This is a genomic window from Archangium sp. (assembly GCF_036389735.1).
In the GTDB taxonomy this organism is placed as follows: Bacteria; Myxococcota; Myxococcia; order Myxococcales; family Myxococcaceae; genus Archangium.
Genome location: NZ_DASVWK010000558.1, coordinates 28122 through 43735 on the forward strand (window position 1 = coordinate 28122; position 15614 = coordinate 43735).

Consider the following 15614-nt stretch of genomic DNA (forward strand, 5'->3'; position numbering starts at 1 on the left):
GTCTGGGGAGCAAGCGACATGAATCCCATGATGAACCCGCAGAACCGGCAGAGCTTCGGCCGCCGGGCCACGAGCGCCTTCACCCGGCTCCTCGTCACCCTCCTCATTCTCGGCCTGGGCGGGGCGGTGGCCTTCCTGCTCGCCCAGCTCAACGCGCGCACCTTCACCCTGGCCCAGGACAACGGGCAGTTGGTGGTGATGAAGGGCCGGATGCTGCCCATGGGGGCGGTGCCCTTCCGCCCCGGGGACCCGCGACTGGCGGACACCTATGCCCCCGTCCCCCTGGAGGGGCAGGATGTCTCGTCCCTGCTGGAGCAGAAGTTCACCGAGCGGGACGAGCTGGACCGGGCCCTCTTCCCGCTGCTGGAGTCGCTCGCCCGGCCGCGGGTGCTATCGGACGAGCCGGCCAAGCTGGAGAAGGGCCTCTATTACCTGCGGCGGGCGGAACTGCTGTCCGGGCTGACGGAGGAGCAGCGCCGCACGCTGGAGACGATGAAGGCGGACGTGGCCTTCTTCCAGGCGAGGCAGAAGCTGGAGGAGGCGCGCCGGGACGTGACGGAGGCGATGGCACAGCTGAAGCTGGCGGCGGAGAGCCGCAACCGGAACACGCAGCGGGCCAACCAACTGCTCACCTCGGTGGGCCCGGCGGCGCAGGCGCTGGAGAAGGCGCTGCGGGCCGTGGACGCCAGCCTGGGCGAAACGCCCATCCCCCCACCCGCCTCCGAGGGGCAGCAGGCAGCCCCCCCGCAACCGGCGCCCGGAGCCCCGACGACGCCCGAAGCACCCCAGCCGGCACAGGGCGTGCGGACCTCCGACAGCGAGACGCAGGAGCGCCCCACCGGGACGGGGCAGAGCGGCGCGAGTCCGACGCGCTGAATCCGCGCACGCGTGCGGTATACCTGGGGCCCCACGAGGAGACGCACGCGATGACGATGACCCCGGTCCCCCCCGAGATGAAGCGACTCGAGCCCTTCGAGCTGGCATTGCGTGAGGCGGGCATGGCCTACCCCGAGGTCACCGAGGACTTCCCCTGGGGGCACCGGACGCTGAAGGTGAAGGGCAAGGCCTTCATCTTCATGGGCATCAACGGCGAGGAGGGCCTCTTCCTGTCGGTCAAGCTGCCCCAGTCGAATGGCGCGGCGCTGATGCTGCCCTTCGCCCAGCCGACCGGGTACGGCCTGGGCAAGAGCGGCTGGGTGAGCGCCAGTTTCGGAGCCAAGGACACGCCCCCGCTCGAGATGCTGCGCCAGTGGCTGGACGAGAGCTACCGGGCGGTGGCCCCCAAGAAGCTCGTGGCGCAGCTCGACGGTGGCGCGCCGGGAGCGACGAAGGCCCCGAGCGCCCCGAGCCGGAAGTCCGCGCCGGCCGCCGCGAAGAAGCCCCTCGCCAGGCAGTCCGCCGCCAAGAAGACCCCGGCGAAGAAAGCCGCTGCGAAGAAGACCCCGGCCACTGCTCGGACCCGGCGCGCTTGAGCCCACCGAGAGGGTCTCGGTCGTAGTCGACTACGTAGTGAGCACGACCCTGGGAGCGCCTACTTGCCCTTCATCACGCCGATGAAGGGCAGGTTGCGGTAGCGCTCGGCGTAGTCGAGGCCGTAGCCCACCACGAAGACGTCGTCGATGACGAAGCCCTTGTAGTCGATGGGCACCTGGGTGCGAGCTCGCGCCGGCTTCTCCAGCAGCGTGCACACCTTCACGGACGCCGGGTGCCGGGCCCGCAGGTTCTCCAGCAGGAAGCTCATGGTGAGCCCGGTGTCGATGATGTCCTCGATGACGAGCAGGTGCTTGCCCGCCATGGGCTTGCTCACGTCCGTGGTGATGCGGACCTCGCCCGTCGTCTCGGTGCCACCCTGGTACGAGGACACCCCGAGGAACTCGAGCGTCAGCGGCAGATCAATGGCCCGCGCCAGGTCCATGGCGAAGAAGGTCGAGCCCTTGAGCACGCACACCAGCGTCAGGTCCTTGCCCTGGTAGTCGCGGGTGATCTGCGCGCCCATTTCGCGCACGCGCGCCTGGAGCTTCTGCTCGTCGATGTGGATGCCGACGTCCTGCTCGTAGAAAGCCACGGCCAACCTCTACACGTACGCGTTGTTCATGATCTCCCCGAAGCCGCCGCCACCGGGGACGATGTACTGCCGATCATCCAGCCCCCGCTCCAGCTCCCACATCTCGCCGGGGACGGTGCCGAACACCTCGGGGGGCGACAGCCCGCGATCCAACCGCAGCGCGTACACCACCACATCCGGGTGCTCGCGCGAAACCCGCCGCAGGAACTCGGGGGTGACGATCAGGTTGAGGCTGAGGATGCGCCGGGGCTTGCCGGGCACCTTCTCCTTGTACATGGCGACCGCGGTGCTGAGGCTGCCGCCGGTGGCGCCCATGGGGTCGGGGAAGAGGACGAACGCGTCGTCGATGTCCCCGCCAATCTTCGCCCCGCCGATGTTCGAGCCCACCACGTGCTCCTTGGCGTCGATCATCCGGCTCATGATGATGTGGTCCTGGCGCACCAGCACCGGGTCCACCGTGGTGTTGAGCAGGTCGTACGTCACCTGCGAGGGCAGCGTGCCGGCGCGGGCGATGTTCACCGTCACCGCGCGCACGTCCGGGTCGATGACCTCGCCCTGGTAGATGCCCTGGGGGGTGTGATCGATCATCCGCGTGGGCAGGGAGGCCATCTTGCGCGGGAACTCCGCGTTGATGACGGCCTTCACCAGGTCCGAGTAGAGCAGCGCCACCAGCCGGTTGATCTCCGGCTGCCCGGTGCCCTTGGCGCACAGCCGCGCCAGCTGGGAGAGCAGGAAGGGATTGCCCACCAGGTGGACGTTGGGGCCGTAGCGATGGGGCATCTCGCTCAACCGGAAGGGCACGTTGGCGTAGAGGGTATCGCGCATGGCATGCGGCTCCGGGAGCGTCAGTCCTTGAACTTGAACAGGTCGAGCGTCTGGGGCGGGGTGGCCTCGGTGGGCTCGGCCCGGTGGCACTTGCGGCAGCGGGCCTCGTAGGCCCCGGCGGCGCCCACCATCACGCGCTCCCCGTTGTCCACGAGCCGCTGCGAGCGGTTGGCGGGATTCCCACACACGACACAGATGGCCAGTTCCTTCGTCACGTACTCGGCAACGGCCAGCAGCTGGGGCATCGGCTCGAAGGGACGCCCCTGGTAGTCCTGGTCCAGCCCCGCGACGATGACGCGCATCCCCCGAGTGGCCAGTGCCTCACACACCGCCACCACCTCGGACCCGAAGAACTGCACCTCGTCGATGCCCACCACCTGCGTCTTGGGGGACAGGTGGAGGAAAATTTCTTCAGCCCGTTCGATCGGAATGGACGTGAGTTTCAGCCTGGAATGGCTGACGACCTGGTTCTCGTCATAGCGATTGTCCATCTTCGGCTTGAAGACCTGGACGGCCTGCTTGCCGTAGACGGCACGCTTGACGCGGCGAATCAATTCCTCCGTCTTTCCGGAGAACATCGAGCCGCAGATGACCTCTATCCACCCGATGTCTTTGGGAAATTGATGCACGAGGAGGACTCGACGGGGCCTGTGCGGGAGCGCGGGTTTCCTCTGTCACGGCCCCCCTGGCACGTCAACTTCCATGAAGTCCGGGCAGGCGGGCAAGCGGCGCGCCCCACTCCCCTCTGGCGCGCCCGCCGTTGCCCGCCTCCGCTGGCAAGCATCTTGAAAAGACCTACCCCGGGTTCCAACGGGAGGTCACGGGTGGCGGGGACGACTCAGGCGACGCGTTGGGTGGGTATCGAGGGAGCTTCGTTCCACATCACGCCGGCGGCGGTGCTGCTGCTGGTGCTCAACCTGCTGGATGGGCTCTTCACCCTGACGTTTTTACAGTTGGATGTGGCCGAGGAGCTGAACCCGCTGATGCGGGTGGCTTATGAGCACTCGCCCATGGCCTTCATGGCGGTGAAGGTCACCATTGTCAGCCTGGGCCTGACGCTGCTGTGCCTGCACCGCTCCATGCGGCTGAGCCAGCGGGCCATCCAAGCGGGGGCGGCGCTCTACGTCGTCATTGACGTGTACCACCTCGCCTTCCTGGCCCATCTGTGCCTGCACGGCGTCGGTTGAGCCACATAAGAAGCCCGACAGGCTTGCTTTTCCGGGCCTGACTGACGGAGGCTCCCTCGCTAGCTCGGACCGTACGGGTCTTGGGGGGACCATGAACATCACCGACGTCAAGGTGTACCCGGTCGAAGAGGATAAGCTGAAGGCCTACGTGACCATCACCCTGGATCACTGTTTCGTGATCCGGGATTTGAAGGTCATCCACGGCGCTTCCGGCCTCTTCATCGCCATGCCAGCGAAGCGGCGGAAGGATGGGACGTACAAGGACATCGCCCATCCGCTCAACGCCGACACGCGCAACCAGATGGAGCGCGCCATCCTCTCGGAGTACGAGCGCCACCTGCAGACAACGGGCGGGGGAGAGCCGCTCTTCGCGCCCGTCGAGCACGACTGAGGGCAACCGGGCAAGCTCCTTCGCTGAAGGGGCTTCCCTTCCGGGACGGGCCGCGCTAGAGCGCGCCCATGCAGCCGCGCGACTTCAAGGTGTTCACCGGGAGTTCCAACCCGGGTCTGGCCCACCGCATCTGCGACTACCTCAAGCGTCCCTTGGGGAAGGCGTCCGTGGGCCGCTTCTCGGACGGGGAAATCCACGTGGAGATCGGCGAGAACGTCCGCGGCTCGGACGTCTTCATCGTCCAATCCACCTGCCCGCCGGTGAATGACCACCTGATGGAGCTGCTCATCATCTGCGACGCGCTCAAGCGCGCGAGCGCCGGCTCCATCAACGCCGTCATCCCCTACTACGGCTATGCCCGGCAGGATCGGAAGGTGGCGGCGCGCACGCCCATCACCGCCCGGCTGGCGGCGGATCTGCTGGAGGTGGCGGGGGCCACGCGCGTGGTGTCCATGGACATGCACGCCGGGCAGATCCAGGGCTTCTTCAACATCCCCTCGGATCACCTCTACGCCTCGCCGGTGTTCCTGGACGATCTGCGCAAGAACTTCCCGGACACGCAGGACCTGGTCATCGTCTCGCCGGACGCGGGCGGTGTGGAGCGGGCGCGGGCCTACTCCAAGCGGCTCAACTGCGGGCTGGCCATCATCGACAAGCGCCGGCCGCGGCCCAACTCCTCCGAGGTGATGAACCTCATCGGCGATGTGAACGGCAAGGACGCGGTGCTGGTGGACGACATGGTGGACACCGCGGGCACGCTCACCCAGGCAGCCGCCGCCCTGAAGGACCGGGGCGCTCGCCGGGTGGTGGCCTACGCCGTCCACCCCGTCCTCTCGGGGCCCGCCATCCAGCGGCTCACCGACTCGGTGCTGGAGGAGGCCATCTTCACCGACACCGTCCCCCTCTCGCCCGCCGCCCAGGCCTGCGGGAAGATCCGCGTCCTCACGACCGAGGGCCTCTTCGGTGAGGCCATCGCGCGCATCCACCGCGCCGACTCGCTCAGCTCCCTCTTCGTCTAGCCGGAAGAGGGTTCCCCTGCCCGCCGGGCGGCTTGACTCCAGCCGCCCACGCTGGCATGTCGCACCCCACACCACGCCGGCCCTTCACTTCCATGAGGCGCCGTCTCGGGGCCCGCCACTGGGGCGGGATGCCAGAGGCGCCGGGGTTCCGGCGGGTCACATCGCAGTCCGCATACCGAGGAAATCCATGTCCGTCGACAAGAGCACGCTCGAGGTCAAGACCCGTGAGGGCGCCGGCAAGGGCGCCGCCCGCAAGCTGCGCGCCACGGGCCTCGTGCCCGCCATCGTGTACGGCAAGCACCTGGAGAAGCCGATGTCCATCGCCGTCAACGCGAAGGCCGTGCGCCAGGCGCTCAACACCCCGCACAAGCTCAACACCCTCATCACCCTGAAGGGCCTGGGCGCCGACCAGCAGGTCCTCTTCAAGGACTACCAGCAGGATCCGGTCAGCCGCGAGATGCTGCACGTGGACTTCATCGCCGTTCGCGAGGACGAGCAGGTGAAGGTGAACGTGCCCGTGGTGCTCATCGGCAAGTCCGAGGGTGTGGCCGAGGGCGGTCTGCTCAGCCAGATCCGCCGTGAGATCGAGGTCTACGCCAAGCCGCGCGCCATCCCCGAGAAGATCGAGGTGGACGTGACGGCCCTGAAGATCGCCCAGGCGCTCCACATCAACGACGTGAAGCTGCCCGAGGGCATCGTCGTGAAGTCGAACGTCAACTTCACGCTGGCCGTCGTCAGCGCGCCCGAGGGCGCGGTCGAGGCGGCTCCCGCGGCGGCGGCGGCTGCGGCTCCGGCGGCGGCTGCGGCCAAGCCCGCGGCGGGCGCGGCGGCCAAGCCCGCGGCTGGCGCGGCGGCCAAGCCCGCGGCTGGCGCGAAGAAGTAAGCTCGTCGTCCTGCAGTACACGCGGGGTCAGCTCGAAGGGGCTGGCCCCGTCTGTTTTTCGGAGTCACTGCCATGAAGCTCATCTGTGGACTGGGCAATCCCGGGCGCGAGTACGAGCGCCACCGGCACAACATCGGCTTCATGGTGGTGGAGGCGCTGCTGTCTCGCGCGCGCGCCGAGCTCAACCACGAGAAGTTCCAGGCCCGGGTGGGCCAGGGCTCCCTGGGGGGCGAGAAGGTCCTCTTCCTGGAGCCCCAGACGTACATGAACCTGTCTGGCCGCTCGCTGGCCGAGGCGGCGCGCTTCTACAAGGTGGCGGTGGAGGACATCCTCGTCATCCACGACGAGTTGGATCTGCCCTTCGGGCGGCTTCAGCTCAAGGTGGGCGGGGGCAGCGGGGGCCACAACGGGCTGAAGAGCAGCGTCTCCAGCCTGGGGGCGGATGGCTTCATCCGGCTGCGCTTCGGCATCGGCAAGCCCCAGGGCCCCAACGCCAAGGAGCGGGTGGCCGGCTACGTGCTGTCCAACTTCGATGACGCCGAGCGCCGGCAACTGGATGACCTGATTCCCCAGGCGGCGGACGCGGCGGAGTCGTGGGTGCGCGAGGGGCTGGCCACGGCCATGAACCGGTACAACAAGCGGGCGCCTTGACTCTGGGGCGACCCCCCCGTAGAAGGCCCGTTCCCCGCCGGCCCGGAAGTCCCGGACGGGCGGGGGTGTTGTTCTTTTCCATCATCCCGGGTGCGTGCATCCGGGACGAAGCGCGAGGGAGACGGGCGCGTGGTTTTCCCGTTCCCGGCGGAAGGTCCCCCTTGGACCGACCGACCGTTTCCCCGCTCCTCGGATTTCCCGGGGGGCACTCAACCCCAAGGGGAGAGAAACATGGCTGAGACGCAGGCCGCCAAGCGGCTTCGTGAGTACGAGACCATCTTCCTGGTCCGGCCGGACCTCACCGACGACACCGTGGACAAGATCAAGGAGCGCGTCCGCGGAATCGTCAGCCGTGAGGGTGGCAAGGTCCTCCGCTTCACGGTGTGGGGCAAGAAGAAGACGCTCTACCCCATCGCCAAGCAGCCCCGCGCCATCTACGTGCACGCCAGCTTCCTGGGCGACACCAAGCTGGTGGCCGAGATCGAGCGCAACCTCCGCAACTACGACGAGGTCACGCGCTACCTGTCCGTGAAGCTGGCGGATGAGGTGGATCCCGAGACCCGTCCGGTGCTCGAGGACGTGAAGCTGGCCGGTGACGTCGAGGAGACCCGTCCGGGCATGGCGCCCGCGCCTGTCGAGCGCGTCGTCGAGGTTCCCGATGAGGTTGCTGACGAGGAGGTCGCCGAGGAGGCCTAGTGCCCCCGCGGTCGTCTTCCACGGACCCACTCCAGAGAAGAGAGAACATTCATGATCGGCAATGACAGGAACGCGTCCCGCGGCGGTGACCGGGATCGGGACAGGGGCGACAGGGACGGCGGTGGTCGCGGCGGCGGTGCTGGCGGCGACGACGACAAGCGTGGCGGACGCGGCTTCGGCCGCAAGAAGGTCTGCCGCTTCTGCGCGGAGAAGAACTCGAAGGTGGACTTCAAGGATCAGTCGACCCTGAAGTACTTCGTGACCGAGCGCGGCAAGATCATCCCCCGCCGCATCTCCGGCAACTGCGCCAAGCACCAGCGTGAGATCGCCACGGCGATCAAGCGCGCTCGTGGTCTGGCGATGCTTCCCTACAACGCGATGGTCGGCTAGTCCGCCGACTCCACGAAAGAACGGAGACATCACATGAAGGTCATTCTTCGTGAGGACGTCGCGAACCTGGGCAAGTCCGGGGAGCTCGTGACGGTGAAGGACGGCTTCGGCCGCAACTACCTGCTGCCGCGCAAGCTGGCGGTCCTGGCCACCGAGCAGAACGTGCGCCAGCTCGAGCACGAGCGCGGTGTCATCAGCGCTCGCAACGCCAAGCTGAAGGGCGCCGCCGAGGAGCAGGCCAAGAAGATCGGCGCCGTGAAGGCCGTCATCCGCCGCAAGGTGGGTGAGCAGGACAAGCTGTACGGCTCGGTCACCGCGCTGGACATCGCCGAGGCGCTCGCGGCGCAGGGCCAGACGGTGGATCGCCGTCACATCCACCTGCCCGAGCCCATCAAGGCCACGGGTCAGTACGAGGTGGAGCTGCGGCTGCACCGCGACGTGGTGGCGAAGATCAAGGTCGAGGTCGCGGCGGAGGCCTGAACAGGGCCCCCGTCACCGCTTCACACTTGAGCAGTTCAGGGCCGTCCGGATTACCCCCCGGGCGGCCCTTGCTTTTGCGGGAGGGCGTCCGCCAGGGCGCACCCCGTGTCCCAGGAGCCCTCGCTCCGGAGCGCTACAGCCCCGTTGCGGACGCCTGTAGAGTGAGCGAGCAGCCATGGACAACATCCTCGACATTCCCCGGGTAGGAGCAGGAGGGCGGCGGTCCCACGAGGATCTGGCCGCCGAGCGCGCCGTGTTGGGCGCGGTACTGGGCGACAACACGCTCATCGCCAGCCTTGGCGAGGTGGTGCATCCGGAGGACTTCGCCAGTCCAGCGCACGCGCAGATCTTCGCGGCGATGATCAAGCTCGACGGCTCGTCGCGACAGGTGGATCACCTGACGCTGGCCGAGGAGCTGAAGGTGCTCGGGCAGCTGGCGGCGGTGGGTGGCCCGGCCTACCTGATGAGCCTGGACCAGGTGGTGCCCGTGCCGGGCAACGCCGTCCAGTACGCGCACATCGTCAAGGACCAGGCCATCCGGCGGCGCCTGGCCCACGTGGGCCGGGAGATCCAGGATCTCGCCAGCCAGGACACGGGCGAGTTGGAGGTGCTGCTGGACGAGGCCGAGCGCAAGGTCTTCCTCCTCGCGGAGAAGAAGCGCGAGGGAGACCTGCGGCCCGTCAGTGACCTGATGGAGCACACGCTCGACCTTCTCGACAAGATGAAGGCGGCGTCCTCGGGCATCACCGGCCTGTCCTCGGGCTACGTCGACCTGGACAACCAGCTCACGGGCCTCCACCCGGGCGAGCTCATCATCCTCGCGGCGCGTCCCGGCGTGGGAAAGACGTCCTTCGCGATGAACATCGCCACGCACGTGGCGCTCGCGGACGAGCCCAAGGCGGCGGCCATCTTCAGCCTGGAAATGCCCGCCGATCAGCTCCTCATGCGTCTGCTGGCCTCGAGCGCGCGCGTGGACATGAAGAAGCTGCGCGGCGGCCGGCTCACCCCGCACGACGAGGAGAAATTCCAGGAGATGGCGGGCAAGCTCTACAACGCCCCCATCTACATCGACGACTCGGGCGGTCTGTCCCCGTTCGACCTGCGCGCCAAGGCGCGGCGGCTCAAGCAGAGGGATCCCCGGCTGTCGCTGATCGTCATCGACTACCTCCAGCTCATGCATCAGAAGGGCAAGGTGGAGAGCCGCCAGCTCGAAGTGGCGGAGATCTCCCGCGCCCTCAAGCAGCTGGCCAAGGAGCTGGAGGTGCCCATCATCGCGCTCTCGCAGCTCAGCCGTAAGGTGGAGGAGCGCAAGGGCGGCAAGCCGATGCTCTCGGACCTGCGTGAGTCGGGCTCCATCGAGCAGGACGCCGACGTGGTGATGTTCATCCACCGCGAGGACCAGAGCGACGCCGAGGGCGGTGGAGAGCCCCGCGCGAGTTCGGCCATCCCCGTGCAGCTCATCATCGCCAAGCAGCGTAACGGCCCCATCGGAGAGATCGACCTCATCTTCCTCGCCGAATACACGCGCTTCGAGAGCCGGGCCCGAGGTGAGTGAGAAGGCTTGACGCCGCGACATGGGGGCGCTCGGATGCGCGCCCATGACCGAGCTGCTCACTCGCGCCGAAGCGTCGAACTACAAGGAAACCTCGCGTCACTCCGACGTGCTCGCCTTCATCGACGAGCTCTGCCGCCGCACGAAGCTCGCCCGGCGGGTGGACTTCGGGAAGAGCGGTGAGGGCCAGCCCATGGTGGCGATCATCGTGAGCGACCGGGGCTGCTTCACCCCCGAGCTCGCCCTCAAGCAGAAGAAGGTCGTGGTGATGGTGGAGGCCAACATCCACGCCGGCGAGGTCGAGGGCAAGGAGTCCGTGCTCGCGCTCGCGCGGGACCTGACGCTCACCAAGCTCGGCAAGACGCTGCTCGACAAGCTCTGCCTCGTGCTGGTGCCGAACTTCAACCCCGACGGCAACGACCGCATCAGCCCGAACAACCGCAAGCTCGACCTGAAGAACCTCGAGGGCCAGGTGAACCCCGAGGGCGGCGTGGGCACGCGCTACACGGGCGAGGGGTGGAACCTCAACCGCGACAACATGAAGCAGGAGGCGCCCGAGACGCGCGCGCTCGCCCGGCTCCATCAGACGTGGTGGCCCCACGTCTTCATCGACTGCCACACCACCGACGGCAGCATCCACGCTTTCGATCTCACCTTCGACACGTCGCACTCGAACGAGCCGCTCTTCTCGGAGCTGCGCTCCTTCAACCGCGTGATGCTCGAGCGCGTGGCGAAGGCGGTGCGGAAGCGCCATGGCTTCGACAGCTTCTGGTACGGCAACTACAAGGACGAGGGCGATCCCCGCTCCGGCTGGCACACCTACCCCGCCCTCCCCCGCTTCGGCAGCCACTACCGCGGGTTGCTCGGCCGGATCGACGTGCTGCTCGAGACCTACAGCTACATCGGCTACGAGCGCCGCTGCCAGGTGATGCGGGCGTGGTTGCTCGAGCTGTTCCGCGATGCAGCCAAGAACGCCACCTCCTACCGCGCCGCCACCGGGAACGAGGAGGAGCGCATCGTCTCGCGCGGTGAATCGCCGGATGTGCAGGCGCTCGTGGGCATCAACTACGGGGTGGCCACGCGCGACGACAAGGGCAAGCTCGTCTTCGAGTACCCCGCCCACGCGAAGCCCGGCGACCACGCCGACATCCTGGCCTTCGACGAGGCGAGCATCACGGAGCGGCGTTACCCGGGAAAGCGTCGGCGCAGCTACCGCGGCCCGCACTACCGCACCTTCGTGCCCACGCAGGCGGTGAGCACGCCGACGGCGTACCTCGTGCCAGCGGAGCTCGCCCCGCGCCTCGAAGGGCATGGCATCCGCTTCGAGCGCCTGGATGCGCCGCGGCGCTTCACGGTCGACAGCTACCGGGTGGCCCGGCGCGAGGAGACCTTCAGCCCCGATGTGGCCGCGAACGTTCCGCCGCCCGGGCAGGCCGAGGTCCCGCTCAGCCAGAAGCCCAAGCCCGTGCGCTTCGAGACCGTGCTCACGGTGGCCCCCGAGCGCGGCACCCGCGAGGTCCCCGCGGGGACCCTGTACGTGCCCACGGCACAGCGCGCCGGCACCCTGGCCGTGTACCTGCTCGAGCCGCACTCCGACGACGGCTTCTGCCGCTGGCAGTTCCTCGACGGCCTCATCACGGTGGGCGAGCTCTACCCCGTCCACCGCGTGGTGGGCGCGACCAGCGCCCCGAAGAAAGCCGAGTGACGGCTACCCCGCGCGTCTCCATCCCCTGAAAGCCGAGAGCACGCTGTCTGGAATGAGCTCGGTGCCGAGATGGAGCGGCGCGGCCTGGATGCCCGCCGCCAGCACGACCCGCCAGTAGCGATGGGCCGTGCTGGCATCCACCGGTCCCGTCACGGACGGAAGCTCTGGATGTGCCCCACGGAGGAGTGGCTCGAGCTGACAGCTCGCCACGCCCGCCCGCGTGATGCCGCGCAGCAGCGCCGGGCGAAGTCCAGACGGGACCGAGGCGTCGTCCACCGTGCGTGTCACGGCGCCACAATCGAGCAGGCCCCCACCCACAATGAGAACGTCTCCCCGCGTGAGCATCCGCGCTCGCGCGGCCGGCACGTCGACGAGCGCCGGGAAGGAGTCATCGACGAGCACGGTGCCCGACGCGAGCCGATCGACCGCCAGTGCACCTGGGGTGCTCGCCGCGCCCACGATGAGCCGCGCACGATAGACCGCGTCCGCCACGGCTCCCGACGCCAGCGCGGGTTCGATGCGGCCTCGGAATCCGCCCTCCTCGCGAAGGCGCATGGCCACCTCCTCCATCCGGCGTGCCGCCTGGGGGAGATCACAAAGGATGAGGCCTCGGGGATGGGGAGCGACCCGCAGGAGCAGCTCCGCGGCGGCGGCACCGATGGACCCCACGCCCACGAACGCCACCTCCTCCTGGGACAGGTCCATGCCCACGGCGTCGGCGGCGGCGAGGACGCTGCGCACCACGGCGACGACGGTGGTGGCATGCCCGGTGGTGAATCCCGGGTCCCCGGTGGCTCCGGCCTCCGTGCCGAGCCGGCGCAGGACCTCCAGGCCGAACCCGGTGTGCGCGGGGAGCATCCCCGCGAAGGAGAACGCGCGCACTCCCGCGCGACGCGCCAGCCGCACCGCGTCCGCCACCTGCTCGGCGAGCGCATCCGGGGGCCGGGTGCCCAGCTCGTCCGCGAACAGTGGGAGGCACAGCAATCCCGAGGCGCCAAGCGGGGTGTCGATGCGCTCGAGCCAGCAAGGGGCACCACCCGGGAAGAGCAGGTGGCGGAGCGACTCCCGGAACCCGGAACCCAGCTCCAGGCCCAGGGCCTTCGTCACGTCCTCCGGCACGGGTAGGTACCCCACCAGCGCGGCCTGTAACGAGCCCACCTCGATGGGCCCCCACCGCACGTCCGTCGTCTCCCTGGCGAGCGCGTCCAGCACGCCGAGGACCTCCGCACGAAGGCGCGCGAGCCCCTGGGGCCCCAGTGCCGTCGGGGCCGCGTGGAAGGACAGCCGCAGCGCTCCACCCATGCGGCGTGCGGCGAGCTGGAGATCGACTCCCCTGGGCACGTCCCCTTCGGTCACGGAGTCCTCCCAGTGAACCCGCAGGCGCTCGCTCTCCCAGGAGCCGAACGCCTCGAAGTCCATGAAGGTGAAGAAGAACTGCGTGCCCGCGGCCACCTCGAGCGGAAGGCCCCCGGGAATCGCGCGGGCGATCTCCCCCGGGGTGAGTGCGTGCGCGCGGGCCTCGGCCACCTCGCCACGGACGACCTCCAGGAGCTCGAGGGGGGTCGACTCCGCGCAACGGATCCGCAGCGGGGCCGCGGTAGCGAAGGGCCCGAAGACGCGATGCACATCGGGCAACGGCGCGTCCCTGCCCGACAACGCCGTACCGAGGACGAGGTCCTCCTGCCCCGTGAGGCGGCGCAACGCGAATGCCCAGGCTGTGAGCACCATCTCGAACAATGTGCCGCCCCGGCGCGCGGCCGAGGCCCGGAGTGCCTCCACACGCTCGGAGGAGAGTGTCACCTCATCGCGAGTGGGGGCGGGGCCCTCGGGCCTGTGCCAGGCGCGTGGGGGGGCGTACGGAGCGGCGAACGTCTGACGCCAGAACGCCGCGTCCACCTGGGCCGCGGCCCGGTCCGCCAGCAGGGAGACGTAGTCGCGGAAGGTCGAGCGGAGCGGCGGAAGCCCCGGCTCCTCCCCACGCGCGATCGCGTCATACGTCTGGAGGAGCTCGCGAACGAACAGCCAACCGCTCAGCGCGTCTCCGATGAGGTGGTCCGCGGCGACGAGGAGGACGTGCCGGTCGGGAGCGAGGCGGCACAGCGACAGCTCGAGCGGCGGCGCCTTCTCGGAATCGAAGTGCCGGTGCCGAGACTCCGAGAAGAGGCGCTGGAGTTCGTCGGGCGAACACGGGTCCACGACGGTCAGCGGAGGTTCTCCTGGCTCCAGCACGTGCTGGGTGGGCGGACGCCGGCTCGTCTCCACGACCGCCCGCAGCATCGGGTGGCGCTCGAAGACGTAACGGAGCGCCTCGCGGAAGACGGCGGCATCGAGCCTCCCCTCCAGCAGGAGTCGCGCGGCCCAGCGGGATTGCCCCTCCGGCGCTCCGGCACGCGCCACGAGGAACCCTCGCTGGGCAGGTGACAACGGAAACCCCGCCTCCTCCCCTGCTTCCGTACGCGCGACACCGGCTCCCGGCACGCTCCGGGCGGCGTGGGTGTCGAGAGCCGTCGCGAGCGCTCGAACCGTCCGAGCGGTGTACAGCGTGGCGGGGCGTGGCAGCCGGAGCCCCAGGGCCTCCAGCCGCGTGAACACCTCCAGGACGGCCATCGAGTCGCCTCCGAGCTCGAAGAAGTCGTCGTCGCGTCCGACCCCGGCCCGCGACAGGACACGCGCGAAGGCCTCCGCGACATGACGCTCGGTGTCCGTCTGGGGCGGCCCACCACGGACCGTGCGCGCGGGGGCCGCACCGGAGAGCGCCTCGAGCGTCGCGCGATCCACCTTTCCGGTGACCGTGGTCGGCAGCACGTCGAGCATGTGGAATTGCCTGGGCCACATCGCTTCCGGAAGGTGCTCGCGAAGCACGTCGCGGAGCGCATCCTCCGTGGGAGGCACCTCCCGGAACTGGAGCCAGGCTTCGAGGTGGCGGTCGGAGCCCTCCCCGACGGCCCGCACCACCGCGAGCGTGACCGCTGGGTGGCGCGCGAGCACGGTTTCGATCTCCCCGGGCTCGATGCGGTGACCGTGGACCTTGAGCTGGTCGTCCACCCGCCCGAGGAAGTCGAGCGCCCCGTCCTCGCGCAGGACCACACGATCTCCGGTCCGGTACAACCGCGCTCCCCCGGGGCCCTGGATGAACGCGCGGCGCGTCAGCTCCGGCTCCCCGAGGTACCCCGAGGACAGCCCGCGTCCCCCCACATGGAGCTCCCCAGGCACTCCCGGAGCGCACGGGGTGCCATCCTCCGCCAGGACGTGCACCGTCGCCCCCCCGATGGGACGACCGATGGGAACCCGCTCGGCCTCGTCCGCCGGGCGGCCGCGCACCACGTGCCACGTGGCGTTGATGGTGGTCTCGGTCGGCCCGTACAGGTTCACCACGGCCGGTGCACCGCGGAGCCGGTCGTGCAACATGCGGATGAGTCCGGGAGGAAGGGCCTCCCCGCCGACCTTCAACCAACGGAGCCGTTCGAGCGGCTGGAGGTCATGCCGGAGCAGGCGCGCCAACAGCGAAGGCACGGTGCTCAAGACGGTGACGCGCTCGCGGTCCACGGTCTCCAGCAGTCGCTCCGGATCCCTCGCCAGCGAACGAGGGCAGCAGATGAGCGTGGCCCCCGCCATGAGGGGGCCGAGGACCTGCCGCACCGAGGCATCGAAGCACAAGGACGACGTCCCGAGCAGGATGTCGGCCTCGTCGTACCCGAAGGCCTCCAGCGCCCACTCCAGGTAGCCGCGCATGGACCCGTGCGTGATGGGCACGCCTTTCGGCCTCCCCG

At 69.1% G+C, this 15614-nt stretch carries 16 protein-coding genes; 12 read left to right on the forward strand and 4 right to left on the reverse strand.

Annotation, left to right across the window (positions count from 1 at the left end):
- Positions 1-18: 18 nt before the first annotated feature.
- Together VF794_RS19600 and VF794_RS19605 are read left to right on the forward strand one after the other, a co-directional pair.
- Complete coding sequence (locus VF794_RS19600; protein WP_414640926.1) at positions 19-876, forward strand: IF-2 protein; 858 nt, start codon at positions 19-21, stop codon at positions 874-876.
- 50 nt (positions 877-926) lie between these two features.
- Entirely contained in the window at positions 927-1472 is a 546-nt protein-coding gene (locus VF794_RS19605; RefSeq protein WP_331112607.1) for an MmcQ/YjbR family DNA-binding protein, read from the forward strand.
- A 59-nt stretch (positions 1473-1531) separates the two neighbouring features.
- Here the strand turns inward: VF794_RS19605 and hpt are convergent, their stop codons facing one another.
- Genes hpt through VF794_RS19620 form a run of 3 tightly spaced genes read right to left on the reverse strand, consistent with a single transcriptional unit; the run spans position 1532 to position 3519 of the window.
- Positions 1532-2065 (reverse strand): hypoxanthine phosphoribosyltransferase, encoded by a 534-nt coding sequence (gene hpt, locus VF794_RS19610; protein ID WP_331112609.1) that lies wholly within the window; start codon positions 2063-2065, stop codon positions 1532-1534.
- A gap of 9 nt (positions 2066-2074) precedes the next feature.
- On the reverse strand, positions 2075-2890 hold the full coding sequence (locus VF794_RS19615; protein ID WP_331112612.1) for a uracil phosphoribosyltransferase: 816 nt from the start codon (positions 2888-2890) through the stop codon (positions 2075-2077).
- A 20-nt stretch (positions 2891-2910) separates the two neighbouring features.
- Positions 2911-3519 carry a thymidine kinase gene (locus tag VF794_RS19620; RefSeq protein ID WP_331112614.1) on the reverse strand — a complete coding sequence of 203 codons (609 nt, stop codon included), beginning with the start codon at positions 3517-3519 and terminating at the stop codon, positions 2911-2913.
- Between the two features lie 195 nt (positions 3520-3714).
- Here VF794_RS19620 and VF794_RS19625 point away from each other — a divergent pair, with 195 nt between their 5' ends.
- The 10 genes from VF794_RS19625 to VF794_RS19670 all read left to right on the forward strand — a co-directional run bounded on the left by VF794_RS19625 (position 3715) and on the right by VF794_RS19670 (position 11844).
- A complete protein-coding gene (locus VF794_RS19625) occupies positions 3715-4077 on the forward strand; it encodes a DUF5658 family protein (RefSeq protein ID WP_331112616.1) in 363 nt (120 codons plus the stop codon).
- Positions 4078-4168: 91 nt separating this feature from the next.
- Positions 4169-4468 carry a septation regulator SpoVG gene (spoVG, locus tag VF794_RS19630; RefSeq protein WP_331112618.1) on the forward strand — a complete coding sequence of 100 codons (300 nt, stop codon included), beginning with the start codon at positions 4169-4171 and terminating at the stop codon, positions 4466-4468.
- 68 nt (positions 4469-4536) lie between these two features.
- Positions 4537-5487 carry a ribose-phosphate pyrophosphokinase gene (locus tag VF794_RS19635; RefSeq protein ID WP_331112620.1) on the forward strand — a complete coding sequence of 317 codons (951 nt, stop codon included), beginning with the start codon at positions 4537-4539 and terminating at the stop codon, positions 5485-5487.
- 187 nt (positions 5488-5674) lie between these two features.
- On the forward strand, positions 5675-6370 hold the full coding sequence (locus VF794_RS19640; RefSeq protein WP_331112622.1) for a 50S ribosomal protein L25/general stress protein Ctc: 696 nt from the start codon (positions 5675-5677) through the stop codon (positions 6368-6370).
- 72 nt (positions 6371-6442) lie between these two features.
- Positions 6443-7021, forward strand: a complete 579-nt coding sequence (gene pth / locus VF794_RS19645) for an aminoacyl-tRNA hydrolase (protein WP_331112623.1) — start codon at positions 6443-6445, stop codon at positions 7019-7021.
- A 231-nt stretch (positions 7022-7252) separates the two neighbouring features.
- The gene (rpsF, locus tag VF794_RS19650) at positions 7253-7717 is read left to right on the forward strand and encodes a 30S ribosomal protein S6 (protein WP_331112625.1); all 465 of its coding nucleotides are present in this window, start codon (positions 7253-7255) and stop codon (positions 7715-7717) included.
- 51 nt (positions 7718-7768) lie between these two features.
- Positions 7769-8107, forward strand: coding sequence for a 30S ribosomal protein S18 (gene rpsR / locus VF794_RS19655; protein WP_331112627.1), 339 nt, complete (start codon positions 7769-7771; stop codon positions 8105-8107).
- 33 nt (positions 8108-8140) lie between these two features.
- A complete protein-coding gene (gene rplI / locus VF794_RS19660; RefSeq protein WP_331112629.1) occupies positions 8141-8587 on the forward strand; it encodes a 50S ribosomal protein L9 in 447 nt (148 codons plus the stop codon).
- Between the two features lie 175 nt (positions 8588-8762).
- Positions 8763-10142 (forward strand): replicative DNA helicase, encoded by a 1380-nt coding sequence (dnaB, locus tag VF794_RS19665; protein WP_331112631.1) that lies wholly within the window; start codon positions 8763-8765, stop codon positions 10140-10142.
- Positions 10143-10185: 43 nt separating this feature from the next.
- Entirely contained in the window at positions 10186-11844 is a 1659-nt protein-coding gene (locus tag VF794_RS19670) for a M14 family metallopeptidase (protein WP_331112633.1), read from the forward strand.
- A gap of 3 nt (positions 11845-11847) precedes the next feature.
- Here the strand turns inward: VF794_RS19670 and VF794_RS19675 are convergent.
- A partial coding sequence (locus tag VF794_RS19675) for an amino acid adenylation domain-containing protein (protein ID WP_331112635.1) occupies positions 11848-15614 on the reverse strand: 3767 nt, incomplete at its 5' end.

What these genes read in the sequence shown, in the direction of transcription:
- VF794_RS19600 (WP_414640926.1), top strand. Translation starts at nt 19, where the DNA reads ATGAATCCCATGATGAACCCGCAGAACCGGCAGAGCTTCGGCCGCCGG.
- VF794_RS19605 (WP_331112607.1), top strand. Translation starts at nt 927, where the DNA reads ATGACGATGACCCCGGTCCCCCCCGAGATGAAGCGACTCGAGCCCTTC.
- VF794_RS19615 (WP_331112612.1), bottom strand. Translation starts at nt 2,890, where the DNA reads ATGCGCGATACCCTCTACGCCAACGTGCCCTTCCGGTTGAGCGAGATG.
- spoVG (WP_331112618.1), top strand. Translation starts at nt 4,169, where the DNA reads ATGAACATCACCGACGTCAAGGTGTACCCGGTCGAAGAGGATAAGCTG.
- VF794_RS19635 (WP_331112620.1), top strand. Translation starts at nt 4,537, where the DNA reads ATGCAGCCGCGCGACTTCAAGGTGTTCACCGGGAGTTCCAACCCGGGT.
- VF794_RS19640 (WP_331112622.1), top strand. Translation starts at nt 5,675, where the DNA reads ATGTCCGTCGACAAGAGCACGCTCGAGGTCAAGACCCGTGAGGGCGCC.
- pth (WP_331112623.1), top strand. Translation starts at nt 6,443, where the DNA reads ATGAAGCTCATCTGTGGACTGGGCAATCCCGGGCGCGAGTACGAGCGC.
- rpsF (WP_331112625.1), top strand. Translation starts at nt 7,253, where the DNA reads ATGGCTGAGACGCAGGCCGCCAAGCGGCTTCGTGAGTACGAGACCATC.
- rpsR (WP_331112627.1), top strand. Translation starts at nt 7,769, where the DNA reads ATGATCGGCAATGACAGGAACGCGTCCCGCGGCGGTGACCGGGATCGG.
- rplI (WP_331112629.1), top strand. Translation starts at nt 8,141, where the DNA reads ATGAAGGTCATTCTTCGTGAGGACGTCGCGAACCTGGGCAAGTCCGGG.
- dnaB (WP_331112631.1), top strand. Translation starts at nt 8,763, where the DNA reads ATGGACAACATCCTCGACATTCCCCGGGTAGGAGCAGGAGGGCGGCGG.
- VF794_RS19670 (WP_331112633.1), top strand. Translation starts at nt 10,186, where the DNA reads ATGACCGAGCTGCTCACTCGCGCCGAAGCGTCGAACTACAAGGAAACC.